10 protein-coding genes are annotated in these 16,057 nt (G+C 53.2%); 1 reads left to right on the top strand and 9 read right to left on the bottom strand.

Going from position 1 to position 16,057, the window contains the following annotated elements; all coding sequences use genetic code 11:
* Nucleotides 1–4: 4 nt before the first annotated feature.
* The 9 genes from V6575_RS06840 to V6575_RS06880 form a co-directional block, all read right to left on the bottom strand.
* Nucleotides 5–877 (bottom strand): branched-chain amino acid ABC transporter permease, encoded by an 873-nt coding sequence (locus tag V6575_RS06840; RefSeq protein WP_340273459.1) that lies wholly within the window; start codon nt 875–877, stop codon nt 5–7.
* 66 nt (nt 878–943) lie between these two features.
* Nucleotides 944–2,176: an ABC transporter substrate-binding protein gene (locus V6575_RS06845; protein WP_340273460.1), complete on the bottom strand. Its 1,233-nt coding sequence runs from the start codon at nt 2,174–2,176 to the stop codon at nt 944–946.
* A 61-nt stretch (nt 2,177–2,237) separates the two neighbouring features.
* Nucleotides 2,238–3,089 carry a GntR family transcriptional regulator gene (locus tag V6575_RS06850; RefSeq protein ID WP_340273462.1) on the bottom strand — a complete coding sequence of 284 codons (852 nt, stop codon included), beginning with the start codon at nt 3,087–3,089 and terminating at the stop codon, nt 2,238–2,240.
* A gap of 622 nt (nt 3,090–3,711) precedes the next feature.
* Complete coding sequence (locus V6575_RS06855) at nt 3,712–5,754, bottom strand: tetratricopeptide repeat protein (RefSeq protein WP_340273463.1); 2,043 nt, start codon at nt 5,752–5,754, stop codon at nt 3,712–3,714.
* Nucleotides 5,751–6,827 (bottom strand): family 8 glycosyl hydrolase, encoded by a 1,077-nt coding sequence (locus V6575_RS06860; RefSeq protein ID WP_340273464.1) that lies wholly within the window; start codon nt 6,825–6,827, stop codon nt 5,751–5,753. Before V6575_RS06860 ends, V6575_RS06855 begins: the two co-directional genes overlap by 4 nt.
* Nucleotides 6,824–9,235, bottom strand: a complete 2,412-nt coding sequence (locus tag V6575_RS06865) for a cellulose biosynthesis cyclic di-GMP-binding regulatory protein BcsB (protein WP_340273465.1) — start codon at nt 9,233–9,235, stop codon at nt 6,824–6,826. The genes V6575_RS06860 and V6575_RS06865 overlap by 4 nt, the downstream gene beginning before the upstream one ends.
* Complete coding sequence (gene bcsA / locus V6575_RS06870) at nt 9,232–11,430, bottom strand: UDP-forming cellulose synthase catalytic subunit (RefSeq protein ID WP_340273466.1); 2,199 nt, start codon at nt 11,428–11,430, stop codon at nt 9,232–9,234. Before bcsA ends, V6575_RS06865 begins: the two co-directional genes overlap by 4 nt.
* A gap of 55 nt (nt 11,431–11,485) precedes the next feature.
* The gene (gene bcsN, locus V6575_RS06875; protein WP_340273467.1) at nt 11,486–12,385 is read right to left on the bottom strand and encodes a cellulose biosynthesis protein BcsN; all 900 of its coding nucleotides are present in this window, start codon (nt 12,383–12,385) and stop codon (nt 11,486–11,488) included.
* 372 nt (nt 12,386–12,757) lie between these two features.
* A complete protein-coding gene (locus V6575_RS06880) occupies nt 12,758–14,686 on the bottom strand; it encodes a D-apionate lactonase family protein (RefSeq protein ID WP_340273468.1) in 1,929 nt (642 codons plus the stop codon).
* A 347-nt stretch (nt 14,687–15,033) separates the two neighbouring features.
* On the opposite strand from V6575_RS06880, the gene V6575_RS06885 reads away from it, so the two are divergent.
* On the top strand, nt 15,034–16,056 hold the full coding sequence (locus tag V6575_RS06885) for an ABC transporter substrate-binding protein (RefSeq protein ID WP_422785534.1): 1,023 nt from the start codon (nt 15,034–15,036) through the stop codon (nt 16,054–16,056).
* The last annotated feature ends 1 nt before the right edge of the window (nt 16,057 follow it).

The raw sequence follows: 16,057 nt of genomic DNA on the forward strand, positions 1-16,057 counted from the left end.
GATCCTACACCTTGTGCCCGAGAAGGCCGGTCGGCCGGAAGATGAGTACCAGAATGAAGATCAGGAAAATGCCGATCTGGCCAAGGCTTTCGCCTAAAAACAGTCCACCGAGTGCTTCGACAACGCCGATGATCAGGCCGCCGATCAGGGCACCCACGAAGGATCCCATCCCGCCAAGAACGACCACTGTGAAGGCAATCAGGACAAATCCATGCCCCACATGAGGGCTGACATAATAGCTGGGCAACAACAGACAGGCTGCGACCCCAAGACAGGCAATGCCCAGACCGAAGCTCATGGCAAAGACATGCTCGGTGTCGATGCCAACCAGTTTGGCACCCTTGGGCTCCTGGGCGAGTGCCCGGATGGCCTTTCCAAGGTCCGTTCGGGCCATCAGCAGCCAAAGAAGGGTCGCCGTGATCAGAGCCCCGGCGAAGGCGATGACTTTCGGCAGCGGCAGGAAAGCACCGAAAAGCTCGATCACTTCGAAAGAATAGGGCGTGTCGATCACCCGTGTGTCGGACTTGAACACAAAGAGGGACAGGTTCTCGATGATGATGGCCAGTCCAAGCGTCACCAGAAGGATGTTTTCGTCCCGGCCATGCCCCGCTCTGCTGATGATGCCGCGCTGCAGGGCATAGCCGAGCGCAAACATGGCAGGGGGTACGATCAGAAGGGCGATATAAGGATCGATACCGAATTGAACGTTGAGAAAATAGACGGCATAGAGTCCGATCATCAGCAAAGCGCCATGGGCGAAATTGATGATATGCAGCACGCCGTAGATCAAGGTCAGCCCGAGGGCGACCAGCGCGTAGAGCGCACCTGTGGTCAACCCGTTCAAGACTGACGGTATAAGGATATTTATATCAGGCATGGCCGTTCTATCGTTGGATGAATTGGTCGCCGGGCAGCGGGCCGCCCGGCGTTAGGTCCGCAACGCTTATGTCATCGGGAAAATGGCTTCGGCTGATGCGAATTCCTGAGGGAAAATCACATCGATGTCGCCATTTTGAACCTGGGTGTTAACTGGCTGTGCGCCCTGGTTCTGGCCGTTGACCATTTTGGTCGGTGCATACGGCATATAGGACATGTCCATCGTTGACGCTGCGAGCGCGGCATTGACGGCGTCCTTGTCGGTCGTGCCTGCTCGCTCGATCGCATCCGCCAGTCCAAGGACCGCATTATAGGCAAGGAACACTTCGTAGGTGTAGACGAGGCCCTTGGCTTCTGCGGCAGCCTTGCGCGCCTGAGCGATTTCAGATTTCGGATTGAACCAGTGGTTACAATCCATGATGTTTTCGGCAGCTTCCGGAAATTCCTTGACGAATTTGTAGTTGGACGCCGCGCCGCCGAGAACGGAATAGATGCCCATGGCTTCAACGCGCTGCTGGCGCATGGTCCGTGCCAGGAGAACGTATTCATTGTAGTAGTTGGCCGGGATGATCAGGTCAGGCTTTTTCGACTTGATCTGCAGCACGATGTTGGTGAAGTCACGTGTTGGATTGGCGTGCTTGATGACATCGATGACTTCAATGCCATTCTCCGGCAGCTTGGCCGAAAGCAATTTGGCTGTCCCGGTGCCAAAAAGCGATTCCTCGTGAATGATCATCGCGGTCTTGGCAGGAGAACCGGCAGCCTTGTTGATCGTGTCCAGATTGGCAACAGCGAACTCGGCAATCTTGCCGTAGCCGGGGCCAAAGCGGAATGTGTTGGGCAGGCCACGGCTGACAATCTTGTCGGAGACACCAACGTCAACCACATGTGGCGTGTTGGTTTTGGCTGCTTCCTGAGATGTGGCCAGCGAGATCGACGAGGCATAGCCAGCAACGATGCCATCAACACCAGCTTCTGCCATTTTGGTGACTTCGGCAGCGCCAATGTCAGGCTTGCCCTGACTGTCCGCCAGCATGGCTTCCAGCTGGGCTCCGCCCATTGATTTGATGCCGCCAGCGGCATTCAGGTCGGCAATCGCCATCAGTGCGCCTTCGCGGCACTGGTTGCCCGAAAAGGCAATAAACCCGGAGACGGGATGGATCAGGCCGATTTTGACCTTTGCTGACTGTGCCCGCAGCACAGCCGGAAATCCGGTCACGCCGAGTCCCAGCGCAGCAGCGCCAGTGGTTTTCAGAAAATTACGCCGGCCAACGCCTGCCGGCTGTATTTTATCGGTCATAAAGACCTCCCATATTGGACCTTGCTCAGGTCTTGGCTTCCCGGTTTCCCATCTGGTTTTTTTATCCGCCGTCGGCCGGGACTGGCGGCGGGCTTGTAGCTGTCCAGCGCGGGCCGTCTTCTTCACTGACCCGGCGCATGGACATCTCAAAATGATAAAGATCAGGGCGGTACAACACCCTGATGTATTCCACTGGGCGTTCCCGGCTGTCGCGCACGACGCGGCGCACCTCAATCAACGGCGCCCCTGCGTGAACCGACAAGGCATCTGCGGCTTCAGAATCTGCGAGAGTCGCTGAGATTGTCTGACGGGCAGAGCGTACATCGACGCCCGCGCGCTCCAGTAGAAGCAACAGCGGTTTTGCGTCCAGATCAGAACGCTCATATTGTCGGCCGATGTCTGCGGGCACATAGGTGATGAGAAACGACATCGGCTCCTCGCCGAGCCAGCGCACTCGAACGGCTCGCTGAACCTCTGCTCCTGTTTCAAGCTCTAGCGCCTGTGCAATGTCATCGCTTGCGGGCACATAGTCGAAATCCAGAACCTGCGCCTTTGTAGATTGGCCCATCAAAGAGGCATTTTCCAGCCAGCCCTCGATGGAAGAGGTGACTGCGGGAGTGGAAAGACGCTTGATAACACGGGTGCCGCGTCCGCGTTCGCGCACGACGAGACCGGCATCGGCCAGTTCGTTTAGGGCACGTTTGGCGGTGATGCGAGAGACGCCGAATTCTGTGGTCAGGTCTTGTTCCCCTGGAACCAAGTCGCCTTCTGACAACTCGCCACCGAAAATCCGATTTCGCAGGATCAGGAAAATCTGGTGATACAACGGCACATGGCCAGACGGCGTGAGGCGTCGCTGCGACCGCGCTTCCTGCTCAACACCCTTGTTCGCCTGTTCCGCCTTGTTGGTCACGCTGTACCTCATGTGTGTTGATTGAATGGTATGTCATTATATCATTATGTCAAATAAAATTAATTTTCGAGGCAATAATTTTTAGCAAAATAAACATGTACTAAAGGGCGTGCTTGGGTAAAGCGGCTCTCTCATTGAGAGCTGTTTGGTTTAGAGCGCATCAGGGTTCGGACACATACAATTGGGATCCACTGGCGTTGAAACTGCACAGAATGGGTTGGAGAAGAGCTTGAAGAACCATGCCTTGCATAGGGCAAGTGCTTTGACACCCGCAGCAGGTTCATCGTCCTTCGGATCAGTCTGGTACAGGCCGTCCACAGCTTTGCAAAAATATGAAAACCATTCGGGTTTTCATCCTTTTCGCGTCAGGGATCCAACGTGGCCCAGATTGACCTATGTATGCAATTTTATGAGGCTGAGCCCTAATTCTCAACTTCGGCCACTCAAATGAGACCAAGCTAGGTCGGGCGTTGTTCTGATGCCAATTTGAGTATCTCGCCGTTGCAAAAGAACAATTGGCCCCATAGGGCCAATGAATTGATTGCAAAAGATCGATAGAGACAGTTTTCGGCAGCTGCGTATATTTCAATGAGAATTGTGTAACTGGCGCAAAGGTCAGGACTTAATCATCATCGTTCATGTTGGGTATTTTCTGCAATTGAACTACGTTGTAAATGCCTTTTTTTCCATCGCTATAGCCAGAAGCGGCAAGCGCTTCAAAGATCTGTAGGGCATCGTCATACCGGCCCATTTGTGTAAAGGCGTATCCACGCAACAACATCAGATCGAGTTGTTCAGGTGCAAGCAGGCGACGTTCATCAAGGGCAATCAAGGTTTCCGTGTATCGACCCGCTTCGAATGCGTTGCTTGCACGTTTGGCCAGCAAATCAAGGTTCAACTCGCGGGTCCGTTCTGGTGACAGTCTGGCCTGGGTTGCCGAAACCGCGGCCTTGTTGACCAGGCCCAATCTCAGATAAGCTAAACTTTGCCCATAGGCGGCGTCACTGCGAACCTTGGCATTGCCTCCAGACAGTGCCACAGAAAAGACGTCGGCTGCTTCAAGAGCGCGGTTCTTGTTCAGCAAACACCAACCGCGTGATAGCGCGGACGCCGGAGCCAGGGTGGCAGGGGGAACAAAACTGCTACAGCCTGAGGACACCGCGCCGGAACTGGCTCGGCCTGAACGGTTGTTTGTGCCTGCCCGTGCCGTTCGACTGGCCGGCCGCTTCGCGGGGCTGTATAGCGCAGCAATTCGGAGCGAACGTTTGGACCAATCTGCCACCAAGGCTTCGAGTTTGTCGTGGTCGTCAAGTTTTTCATATGACAAGGCCAGACCATATGCTGCCTCCTCGTCTTTAGGATCCCACATCAAGGCGACTTGGAACCATTGCGAGGCGGTCTCGATCTGCCCAAGTTCATAGGCATACCAAGCGATTTGTTGGGCAGCGGGTGCGTCTTTGGCTTTGGTTACAGCCTCGGCAATTGTCTTGAAAACATCTGCGTCGATTTTCTCGCGGGGCTGCTTTGCCAGGATGGCGGAGGCCGCAGCAAGGTAATTCTCCAGGCTCCTTGCGGATGCCTTCCACCATGGCCGCAGCTGCACTTCCGCCTCAGAGGCTTTACCCAGGCCTACCAATGAAAGCCCAAGCCCTTCCGAGGCCTCTTCAGACTGTTCTCGCTTTGACGCGGTTTGAAACCAGCTTTCTGCATTCAGAAAGTTCTTTTGTTCAAGGAAATACCAACCAAGCAGCAGGGCATCCTTGGCCGTTTTGTCCTTGTTTGCGATCAGCACAACGGTTTTCAGATCGGCTTGAGCGGCAGGCTTGCCGTTGTTCAGGCTTCTGAAAATATTCAAGCGAGCCAGATCATCACGGCCCTCTTTAAAATCTCCGTCCTGGTTGGTCTTTAATTTTTCTTCGGCAATGAGCTGATCAATATCAGCATCCGGCAACAGTGTAATTGCCTTGCGAATAGTCGACAAACGCTCTGAAGGAACGTCGCAGTTCTTCAAAACGTATAAATAGGCATCCTTGGCCCGGGCGTTTAACTTTTGTTTTGCGAAGGCCTCAGCCAACTGCCACATAGTGTCAACATTCGCGCAAGTTAACAGGGCAGGGTTGTTTGCAGCGATCCGTATGACTGTTGCGTATTGCTCAAGCTGGAAGGCATTTGCGATACGCTCTCTGGCTTCTGCTGTTGCCAGTTTTTCCAGAAGATCCTTGGGTGCGGTCCAACCAGGTTCGGATTGTTTCCGCTCCTTGATCAATTTGCGCAGTTCCGGAAATTTCTCTTCCTTGAATAATGCCCACATCCGTTCCTGTTCGGGATCGGTTTCGACACGCAAAGACGCCGGGTCTTTCGGCGGCGTCCAATTGGGATAGAGCGCCTGAAGCCTCTTGATTTCCTTGTTCAGGCGCGCCGTGTCACCAGATTGCGCAAAAAACTGAAGCCCTGCCAAATCAGCCGGTGACAGCTTGGTCGTCTCCGTGCTGCTGCCATTGCTTGATTTGCTGGCTGACGTGACATTTGGCAGAACAATTCTATTGACTTCTGATGGCGTCTTTTCGGACGCTTCATTATCAGGACTTTGCTGATCGGCTGACATGACCGCATGTGCGGAGAAACCCACGCCCAGCATTAACACAGGAAGGAGAAAGCTTTTCATCTGCAGACCGGATGCTGTTCAGTGATAAATGACAAGACGAGAAGGTGAAGTGTCGACGGATAGTAGCTCGTCGGTTTGAAAGTCGTGATCTCTTCGGGCAAAGGCTTGCCCTCCAACACGCATTCAAGAGCAGCGCCTATGGCAGCGTAACCGAGATCATTCAACGGTTTTGACCGTGCGCCAGTGTTTACATTGATCACTTGAACTCCGTCTTTGGAGCTGCCCATCGCATTCAAAAATGGTTTCAAGAGTTCCGTAGACTCATGCCCGGACCTCATGAGATAGAGCGGGATACGAAATGAGTTGTAACTGAACTCAGTCGGGAAACCGGAAGCCGGTTTCATTCCGTCGTGCAGGCTTATCCAGTCGCTGGGCAACATGTCCGGGCCGAACCGGGCCTCCTGGATCAGGTCAACGCCGCTATGGGTGAGCTTGTTCAAATCACCCTGCTTTGTCATTTCAGCGAGAACTGGAAAGGCTTCGAATATCCAGTAGGACAAGTTGATGACTGGCCCATCCTCGGCGTCCTTTGAATCAAAGCCGGTAACAGCAGGCGTTATGATCCATTGCTCATCTGTTTTGAAAACCAGCTTTGTCGCGATTGCGGTCGCGATGCGAAGTGCCGCATCTCCCAGATCTGAACGGTTCCATTTCTTGGCGGCGAGCGCCAAGCTGTAGGCAATTAGCACATCCCCGTCTGACGCATTGTTGATGTCCTGAATATGCGGTCGCGTTGCAGGATCCCACTTCCAGGCAACCAACCCGTCATCTCGCAACCACATATTAGTTTCGGTGAAGGACCAAATCTGGTCGAAGGTCGCTTGATCCTTCGAAAGATAAGCAAGCAGCAAACCATATCCCTGGCTCTCGCTATGGCTGATGTTGCCGTTTGCATCGTCGACGACACGTCCGCCTTCAGTGACGAAATGAGAGACATAGGTGTGCCATTCGGCTTGGGTGATACTGCCGGGTTGGGGCACCTGTGTTGCCGCTAGTCCAGGGAGCGCAACAAGCGAGAGCAAGCCAGCTGCTGCAATTCGCCAAGTGATTTCTCGAAGCGTAATCCGGATCATGACTGCCTCCCGAAAACCCGTAACAAACCTGAGGTGGCAAGCCCGAGCAGAACCACCACGATCAAGAAGGCTGCCCCGAAAGCAATAATATTCACTGAAACCCAGTTGGTGGTAATCAGGCGCATATTGCCAATTGAGAATGGCTGAGTTGCCACGAAAGTGACGTCCCCGGTGCGTTCCGAGCGCAGTTCGCCAGTCGTTGATCTCAAGGCACTTATGTTTCCGGTAAGTTCACCCCAGCCGTCCATGAGGATATCAACATTACGGGAAAGGTCTTGTCCGTTCGGAGCGGTGACGACTGTCCATGCTCCATTCCCGCTCAAACCAGCGCTCTGTGCAAGCAGCAGGTTTGTTCCAACGGGAGCGGTGTAGGGCTTGTCCCGGCTCGATAACAGGGCCATGTTTTGCTCGGAGAGATCAAAGTTGCTCTGAAGATTTCTCACGAAAGCAGACATGTAACCACGCCAGCCTTTTTCTGATATTTTCTCCCGCCAGGTATCGAGTGTCTGCTTGTTATCAAGAACTTCGTTGAATTCCACCGTGTCTTGTTCTGCTGTGGATTCTGCCCAGGGGGACCGCAGAACGCTGTGAAGGCCAACGCTAGTCAGAACCTGATTTGGTATTTTGGCAATGCTTCCGACAAAAAGCGTGTTGTGATTGAGCGTCTCGAAATTCGGGCCAACGGTCTGCATTGAAATGGGCTCGCCTGCCGCTACAGCCAGACGTGCAACCAGTGTCGCCGCAGCAGACAAGGTGCCAGCTTGCGTATCGCCGAGCGCGAGCGTGGTGTTTGCCGATGCAAGATTGTAGGGGAAACCAAAGCTTGCGAAGGATGCAAGGTCGGGTATGCGCCCGATGCGAGCGAACTTTGAAAAGACAATCTCGCTGGTGTCAAACAGGACGAAGCGCTGCTCCTTCATCGCGGTTTGGCCGGGAGCGCAAACCTCATCAGCGCGGGTTTTAAAGTTCCCCTCGATGGTGACCGTATTCATTCCCGGTCTTGCGTGGCGCAGATCGACTTTCACCGGGAATTTGCTCATGATTGAGCCGCCGCGTGCTGTGATCGGAACGTTGGCTGCCACTTGTCCATTGACGTAGATATCGATGCTGCTTCCCGGGAGCGCACTTGGTGCGTATGCCGCGTCCAGCTGGATGATAAATTGCCCATATGCTCCGGCGTAGAAGTCTGACGGAAGTCCGAATGCAATTTCGGTCCGAAAGCGGCGGCCAGAAAATTCGCGGGTTTCAAATCCAAGTTCTGAAAACGGGAAGTCTTCAGCATTGCTGATCAGCGGCGGCAGAGGTTCATAAGCATTATGGGTTTGAAGTAGATTGCCTGGGGTTCTCGAAGCGATCTGTTTCGCAATACTGGCAACACCGTCGATCTCATTTTCGACATCAGCCCATGTGGCTCCTGAAATGATCAGCGAAGATCTATCGTTTCCAAGTGTATTTATAAAAGAGATGCCCGAGGTGTTGTTGGTATATTGGCTGAGCTCAGGAAATTTTGACAACTGATCTGATGTTCCGAAATAAACAGTCAGTGCAGCAGTGTCTTCCTTGGAGGGTTCCGCCATGATTGAAATAAACTGCCGGGGCATGTTTGCGATCACGGCAATATTTTGAGCCAACTTCAGCAAAAGCTCACGAGGAGATTTTTCATCGAACTCGGGTGCAATTATGTAGATCGGGGTGCGACCTTCACTATTGTTGCCAATGGTTGCGATGTCTGAAATGCTGCGTAAGCGGGCAGCGTCAGCATCTTCAAACTTCAAAAACGATTGTGCCGGATCTAGGTCGGTCCACAGATCGTAGGTGGATTCAATAGTACAGTCAGTCCGATGCCGTTGCTCTGCAGAGATCTTGAAAACATTACCGCCAGCCTTCAGCAAGCCGTCAGGAATTGGAACGACAACTCGTTTGGGTCTGTTCGGGGAAGAAATACGTTCTGTAATCAATGCTGTACCGTTGACCGAAACATGTAGAACCGATGCTTCGGGGGCAACGAGGATGGCGTTTTTATATGTAATCTGGAGTGATGCGGAAGAGGCTGCCTGAGTGGGGCTCAAAACAACAGACCAGGAGTGCGCTGACATTTCGCCGTTCATCTGCAGTTTGGAAGTCGGCAGAATAAAGCGCTGATACCCGGTAGAGGGAGTAGCGGGTCTTGAATTGACGAGCGCCTCGGCGGCATCGGAAGGTTGGTCCGGCAACAGGCTTGCACCGTCGTCGGGGGCTTTCAAATAAGGAATACTCGTCTGCGGGGGCAGGTCGAGCACTGGGCTATCGTCGACGCGGGTTTCAGGCTCCATGTTAAAAGGAGCCACTTGGGCGACCGCAACCGATTGTGCCAAGACGAAAGCCCAGAAAACCGTACTTGAAAAAAGGCTGCGGGAGGGGCGGGTCACGCGCTTTTCTCCGATGAGGTCGAGGGTTCTGAAGGGGTATTTTGTTTCCTCAAACGTGACAGGAAATATGAAATTCCGCGCGCCGTTTGATAGAATGAGATCCGGAGGAACGAGAAAGTGCCCCCAAGAACACCCGGATTAGTGCGACGATGCATTTGAAACTCTGTCCACTGCTCAGAGTTTGCAAAGATAAGGTCTGCAATAATCCGTTGCTGCTGAACATTTTTTGTCGCGTACTGGCAGCCGAATATTGCACCTTCCGGGCTGTTTTGAGCATATCTGATTTCAACGGGTAAGACGTTCTCGGGTAGCTCTGCGTAGGGCGAAATGCGAATTTTGACCTCTTCGCCTTCCGAAACGGTCCTGGCTGTTCTTCCAAGCACCTCAATCCGGGCTCCACGGACTGAAACATCATCTATGGTTGCCTGAAGCCACTCATCTCCAACCTGTACATCGCAGCGCCTGCTTACTTTCACGCGCCGTGTCGATTGTCTCTCACCACGCTCAGACACAACGCCAAGCGCACAACCGGCCAGAATGAGATTGAAGAAGTTCCATATGCCGACAACGATCGTAATGTCTGATTGATAAGGGTCGGTTGAGAGCCTTATCAAGGTCACGACAACACCAAGCAGCAAAATGCCAAATATGATGAAAAAGGGCAGGCTAAGCTCTGAAAGTCGGCTCTGTGAGACGGATTCATCCTTTGCCGTCACCTTAAACGTTGGCCTTTTGGGGTTGAGAATGACCGAGATAACCGCCGGTAGCAGGTGAACGGTCTGAATATACTCATAGAGCTCAGAGATCAGAGGCCATCGAAAACGCCCGTAAAGATAGTTCTGCATGATCATATTTACGGCCATGTAAACGGATGTATAGACAAAGAAGTCTCGTCCTGATGCATAAAAAATCTTCAGATCAAAGAACAGGTAGAGCAATGGAGAGACAAGGAAGCTCAGGCGCGCAAAGGGAAATAGCCAAAAGAGCGTTGAAGACAGGTAGCAGAGCATTTGCGGAAAGCTCAGGCCACGTTTGAAAAGCGGGAAGTGATAACGCAATATCTGCATCATACCTTGGGCCCAACGGCTTCTCTGACCGATGAAGCTTGCGAATGTGGCAGGCTGCAGACCCGCGATGAGTGGTCTGTCGACGTAGAGGCTGTTCCAGCCTCGGGCGTGAAGGTTGATGGCTGTTTCGCAATCCTCGGTGATGCTGACGCCGCTGAAACCGTCCGTTTCTTCCAGGGCTTTACGCCTTAAAAGCGCTGCAGAGCCGCAGAAGAAAGACGCGTTCCATTTGTCCAGCCCTCGTTGAATGATGCCGTAGAACATTTCGTTTTCCGACGGCATTTTATCAAAGGTCCGAAGATTCCGTTCAAGCGGATCCGGGTTCAGGAAAAAATGGGGCGTCTGGACAAGGAAGAGCTTGGGATCGTCCGCGAAATATCCGACGGTTTCCATCAGAAAGTTACGCGCTGGAGCGTGGTCAGCATCGAACACAACTATCAAGTCTGCAGTCGAATGGGCCAGGGCATTGTTCAGGTTCCCAGCTTTGGCATGCTCATTCTTATCACGCGACAGATAGCGCACTCCCAGTTCTTCACACAGGAGTTGCAAGGTCTCTTGTCTGGTCTCGGCTGCATGTGCGGCCTGAAGGTTGCTTGAAGATCGTTTTTCCAATGTGCCGCCGTCATCCAGCACCCAGATAACGATCTTGTCGGACGGATATTTCATCCCCTTGGCAGCTGAAATCGTGCTTGCGAGGAGTTCTGCATCTTCGTTGTACGTGGGAATGAACACATCAACCGACGGGATGTCTTCATCGTCTTTCAAACGCCGTGGTGGGCGCGGGGCCAATGGCATGGCGACGATGAACATGCTCAACCCAAGCATCATGACGCTGTAGAGCTCGGCAATGTAGAGCAGGAAGCCTGGAATGAAGTTTTGCAGCTCTGTGATTGGCGGCAGAGTGCTGGTTGTGCGCCAATAAATGTAACGCAGCACTATGGCAGATCCAAATGTCAGGACAACAAGGCGAAAACTGCCCTTCGGCCCGATAAATTTCAGAACAATCATCGAGACGAGAACAATAACGTCGATGGAAAGCTGAGCTTGAGAGCTGATTGGAAGCGTTGTGATAAATAGAAAGCAGATAGATGCTGCTACCCAAACCAATATATAGAATAATTTCATCATTTTAATATGCCAAAGCTCTATCGGTTTAGTTCTCTCCCAGCTAAATCGAATAGTTCTAATTTAATTCGGGCCTAGGGACTTCCCCTAGACGTGCATCAGATGTGGTCATGGAACTTGCGCCCGTAATGTTTGTTGGCGGCGGGGGGACGATCACGTCCGGTGTTGGTGCCGACGGTGCTTTTAGAGCTACTTTGGGGTGTGGCACTTCAAGCGTTTTGACAGTGGCTGCCGGTTTCTGAGTTCTTGCCGGAGCCCGCCTTGCCTGCGCCCTTGGTGCGCCTGTTCGCTTTGGAACCACGCCAGGGAAATTATCAGCAAGTGGATTAATCGGAGAGCCTGTTCGACCCAAGCCAACAGGCGGCGGCAAGGGCGATCCGTAGGGATTCCAAGTCGCCTTTGAGACCGCTACGTTGATGTTAATGCCGTACATTGTAGAAAGTAGATCTTGTTCACTTTTAACTGGATCACAGAGCCTCAATCGAATTTGAACGACGCCCCTGGGCGAGAAAACCGACTGCTTTGGAGCCTGGTGGCCCATGCGTTGCCAAGCGTAGAGGCAAGTGTCTCCCTGTGCCGACCTGCCGGCTGCATAAGAGAACGGGCCATATTTGTTTTGCAGGAAATAAGGGGAGCGCGTGATCGTCATTCCGGGAAGAAATTCTACAATTTCTCTGGAAATGTCGTCTTGAGTTGGGATCCTCTCAGACAAGCTGGATCCATTGGTGATGGAATTCGACGCAACACCAATGATCTGTACCCGCACGAGATTTTGCCCGGGCGTATTGCCTTCAGTGGCCAGCGTGATGTCCTGCTGAGTTCCATTGGTGAATGAAGTTTCGATGATGCCAAGAACCGCAGGACCACCAGGGGGAGGTGTCGCGAAGGCCTGATTGGTCGAAACGGTGTTCGCATTCGAGAGCAATTCGACCTTGGGAGATTTTGCGCAGCCTGCCAATGAAACCGCCAAGGCTGGAATTAGCACAGCTTGCCGTAAGGCAATGGTTCTTGATGGCAGGGCTCGCCTGAAACACGATCTGTAATCGAAATGAAATATTAAATTCAACATATACCATTGGTCGTAATTTTAGAGTTTTCGCGCTTTAATGACGTAACGTTATAATGCGGTTTTATGGTTAAAAATACAATAAGTTTATTATTGTTTTGGCTGCAGGGCTTTGATACGAGGCTGGCGTGGCCAGGTCTGAGCACGTTTCTAATTTTTGATTGGGTTTAGCTCGGAAGAGGACCATGCCGTAAGATCGCTGTTAGGCCCCTGTTTTTCACCGAAGAAAAACAGGGGCAGGATCACCTGAAGGCCAAGACCATTTCAGTCTAACTCGACGAACAGGATCGCTGGTGAGGCAAGAGGGATCGGCTGGGCTGTGAGGACTGTTGGCGGCGTGTTGAGCCAATCGGGATCTATAGCCGCAGCTTCGAAATGATCCGCATCGAGAATTCTGTATACGCCTTTTCCCGCAAGATTAAGCTCTTGCGGTTGCCCGCTCAAATTGGCAACAACCAATCGTGGACCGCTGTCCGAGACAAAGGCCGCTGCTTGAAGCACGGATGGCAGGCCGGGAACCGTTAGCCGCTGGCCGCCGCCCGCCAGAAAGCGCAGGGCATGGAACATTGGATAGACTTTGGCTTTGGGGTGACGGTCAAACCAGGGCCGCGAAAAGGGAACGGGGCCAGCGACAATGCCAAACGGACCGGTCGGAGCTGCAAGGGCCATTGCCTCAACGTTGAAACCTTCCGTAGCAGCCAGGGCTGCGACGGCCCAGGCGGCCCCGAAAATGGAGCGTGCGCGCGGGTCCCAGGTCGCCATGGTCAGGCGGGTTTGGTTCTTGTTGGGCGTCACCGCAGTGCCATAGGGGTTCGACCGCATGCCAATGGACGTCAGGCCCAGCCGATAGCGCCGGTCGCCGCCTATTTTGCGGGCGCTGCCGAAGATATCCGGCAATGTTTCAAGCGTTTGTGAAACGCTCCAGTCATCGGCCGCATGGACGATGGCCGAGTTGCCATGGGTGATGAAATCAGAACGCAGGCCTTCAGGCGGACAGCGGTTGAACTCTGTGAAATTGGTCAACATACCGCTGCCGATACGTGCATCGGGAAAGGCGAGCCGCGCTGCCGCATAGGCCTCTTGCGGAGACAATCCCTCGGGCCATTGCCCGCTTGGCTGATAACTCTGCAGATAGGCTTTGGGCAGAGCTGTCACGTGTTTGGGCAGGAGACCGGCAGCGCGGCAGGCAGAGGCAACCTGTTTCATCTGTGGTTCGGCTGCCACTGTGTCTTTCAGCACGACCTCCAAATCCAGTGAGCCGGATAAGGCTTCAAGAGCAGAACTGGCACTGGCAAGGTCAGCGGCTGCGCGCGGTGGTGAGGTGCGCAGCAGCAACGTCTTGAGGCTGCTGGTTCTGAGGGTTTCGAGTTCTCTTGCACTTGGTATCCAGTCCGGTTCTGTCGCCAGAACAATCTCAGGGATCCTTTCGCCGAGCGCTGCGCCAATTTTGGCAGCACGCCGGTCTACGACTTCGGTGCTTGCTGGATGACCGGTGATGCGAAGTTTGATTTCCTGGCGGATCGTCGTACGGGCTTTGATATCATAGGGAAATGGCTCGGACAGCGGGCGGGAATAGGTCTTGAAGGACGCATCAGACCAGTTGCGCTGGTCTTCCATCTCAAACACATCTCCAGAAAACGCGATATCCAAAGACAGTCCTTCGATCGCAAACATCAGGCCTGAAATATCCTTGACCGGTTGTCCGGGCGAAATTGTATCAGGCATTTGTGCCGACGTGCTCTCGCCTGCCGAATTGGTCACTTGAACCGTTTTTCCTGCAACACCGGCAATCGGGTGCAGGAGGGTGAAACCTGCCCGGTTGGTGACGAAGTCGCGTGTGGCCGTCGCTTCTCCAATGGCGGTGACCACACCATCTGAGCCGACCTCATAAGTGACTTTGCAGGACAAGGCCCCTTCACCAACGTCAAAATGGCGCTCATAGCGAAAGCCATAGGACCGTTCGTCGATCTTCTCGCGTGTGACCTTGACCGGCAATGTCGCCCAGTTCTCGTCCCGGATAGGAAAATCTATCTGGCGCAGCAGCTCAACCGGACCAAAGGCCAGTCGCCGCAGCGCTCCAGCATCGATCACAGCGGAGATATCACCTGCGACAAGTACCCGGGCAGGAGAGCTGGGGTCGGCGGTTCCGGTGTTAAAGATCTGACGTTGAAGTGGGGAAAGGGGTTTGGTCATGAGGTACACGTGCTGCCATTGGTGAAAACATAGTCTGCATAAGCGATTTGGCCCGGCAAACAAACGCATGATTGCCGATTGACCAGTAAATATCAGATGTTCAGCAATCGCCCATGCTGATCAACCCGCATGCCATGGGATGGGAAGGCCATTCATTGTGTTTCGCTCAAGATCTCAAAGCCAATGTTTTGGCGGCAGTGGAACATTGCGTTTTCTTGTGCTCGCATCCTCTCTCGCAATTTCCGGTTCGAGGTAACCACTTGCATTACATGTTAACTGGTATAACGTGTTGCTGAGCTGACGTCCATGAGGGGGGGGTCTGTTGCTCAAAACTGGGAGGAAAGACATTGAATAAATTCATTACTGCAACACTCTTCGGGGTTGCTGCATCTGTTGTTGCAGCTGGTCCTGTCGCAGCTGCATCTGACAAGCCGGTGATCGCGCTTTCGAACGCCTATTATGGCAATACATGGCGTCATCAAATGGTCGAAGCCTTTGAAGATGCGGCCAAGCAAGCCAAGTCCGATGGCCTGATTTCCAACTATTTCGTCATGAATGGCGATGGTTCAGTTGCCCAGCAAAACAGCCAGATCGCTGAGTTGATCCTCAAGGGTGTCGACATGATTGCTGTCGATGCAGCCTCTGAGACAGCTGTAAACGGCATTATCGAAAAGGCCTGCGCTGCGGGCATTATCGTTGTGTCTTTTGACTCGGTCGCCTCTGCACCATGTAACTACCAGCTGAACTTCGACTTCGAGGGCTACAAGGCAGTGCAGGCTGAAGCTGTCTTCAAGATGCTCGGCGGCAAGGGCAATGTCATTCAAGTGCGTGGTGTCAAAGGCTCCGCTCCGGATAATTCAATGTTCAATGCACAGCAGTCTGTGCTGGCGAAATATCCTGACATCAAGGTCGTTGCGACTGTCTTCGGTCAGGCAACAGCTTCTGTTGCTCAGGCAGCCATTGCCAATGTTCTTCCGAGCTTGCCACATGTCGATGCAGTGCTTGGACAGGGCGGCAGCGATGATGTCGGCATTGCCCAGGCCTTCGTTCAGTATGGCGGCGAGTATGAAGGAAAAATGCCAATCATCGAAGGCGGTGGTGGCACCGATTTCGTCAAATGGTGGGCTGAGGAAAACGCCAAGAATGGCTATCAGACGATATCGGTGAACACGACTCCGGGTATTGGCGGCGCAGCATTCTGGCTCGGCCTGGAGCTGGTCAATGGCGGCAAAGCACCGAAGAAGATGATCATGCCGGTTGCGACGGTTGATCCTGAAAATCTTCAGGAATACGCGGACCTGCCCGGCGGGCAGATCATCAGCCCGTCCTATTCTCCAGAGTGGGTCAAGGAAAACCTGCTGTCCAAATAAG

The organism is Roseibium algae, assembly GCF_037783265.1.
Taxonomy (GTDB): Bacteria; Pseudomonadota; Alphaproteobacteria; order Rhizobiales; family Stappiaceae; genus Roseibium; species Roseibium algae.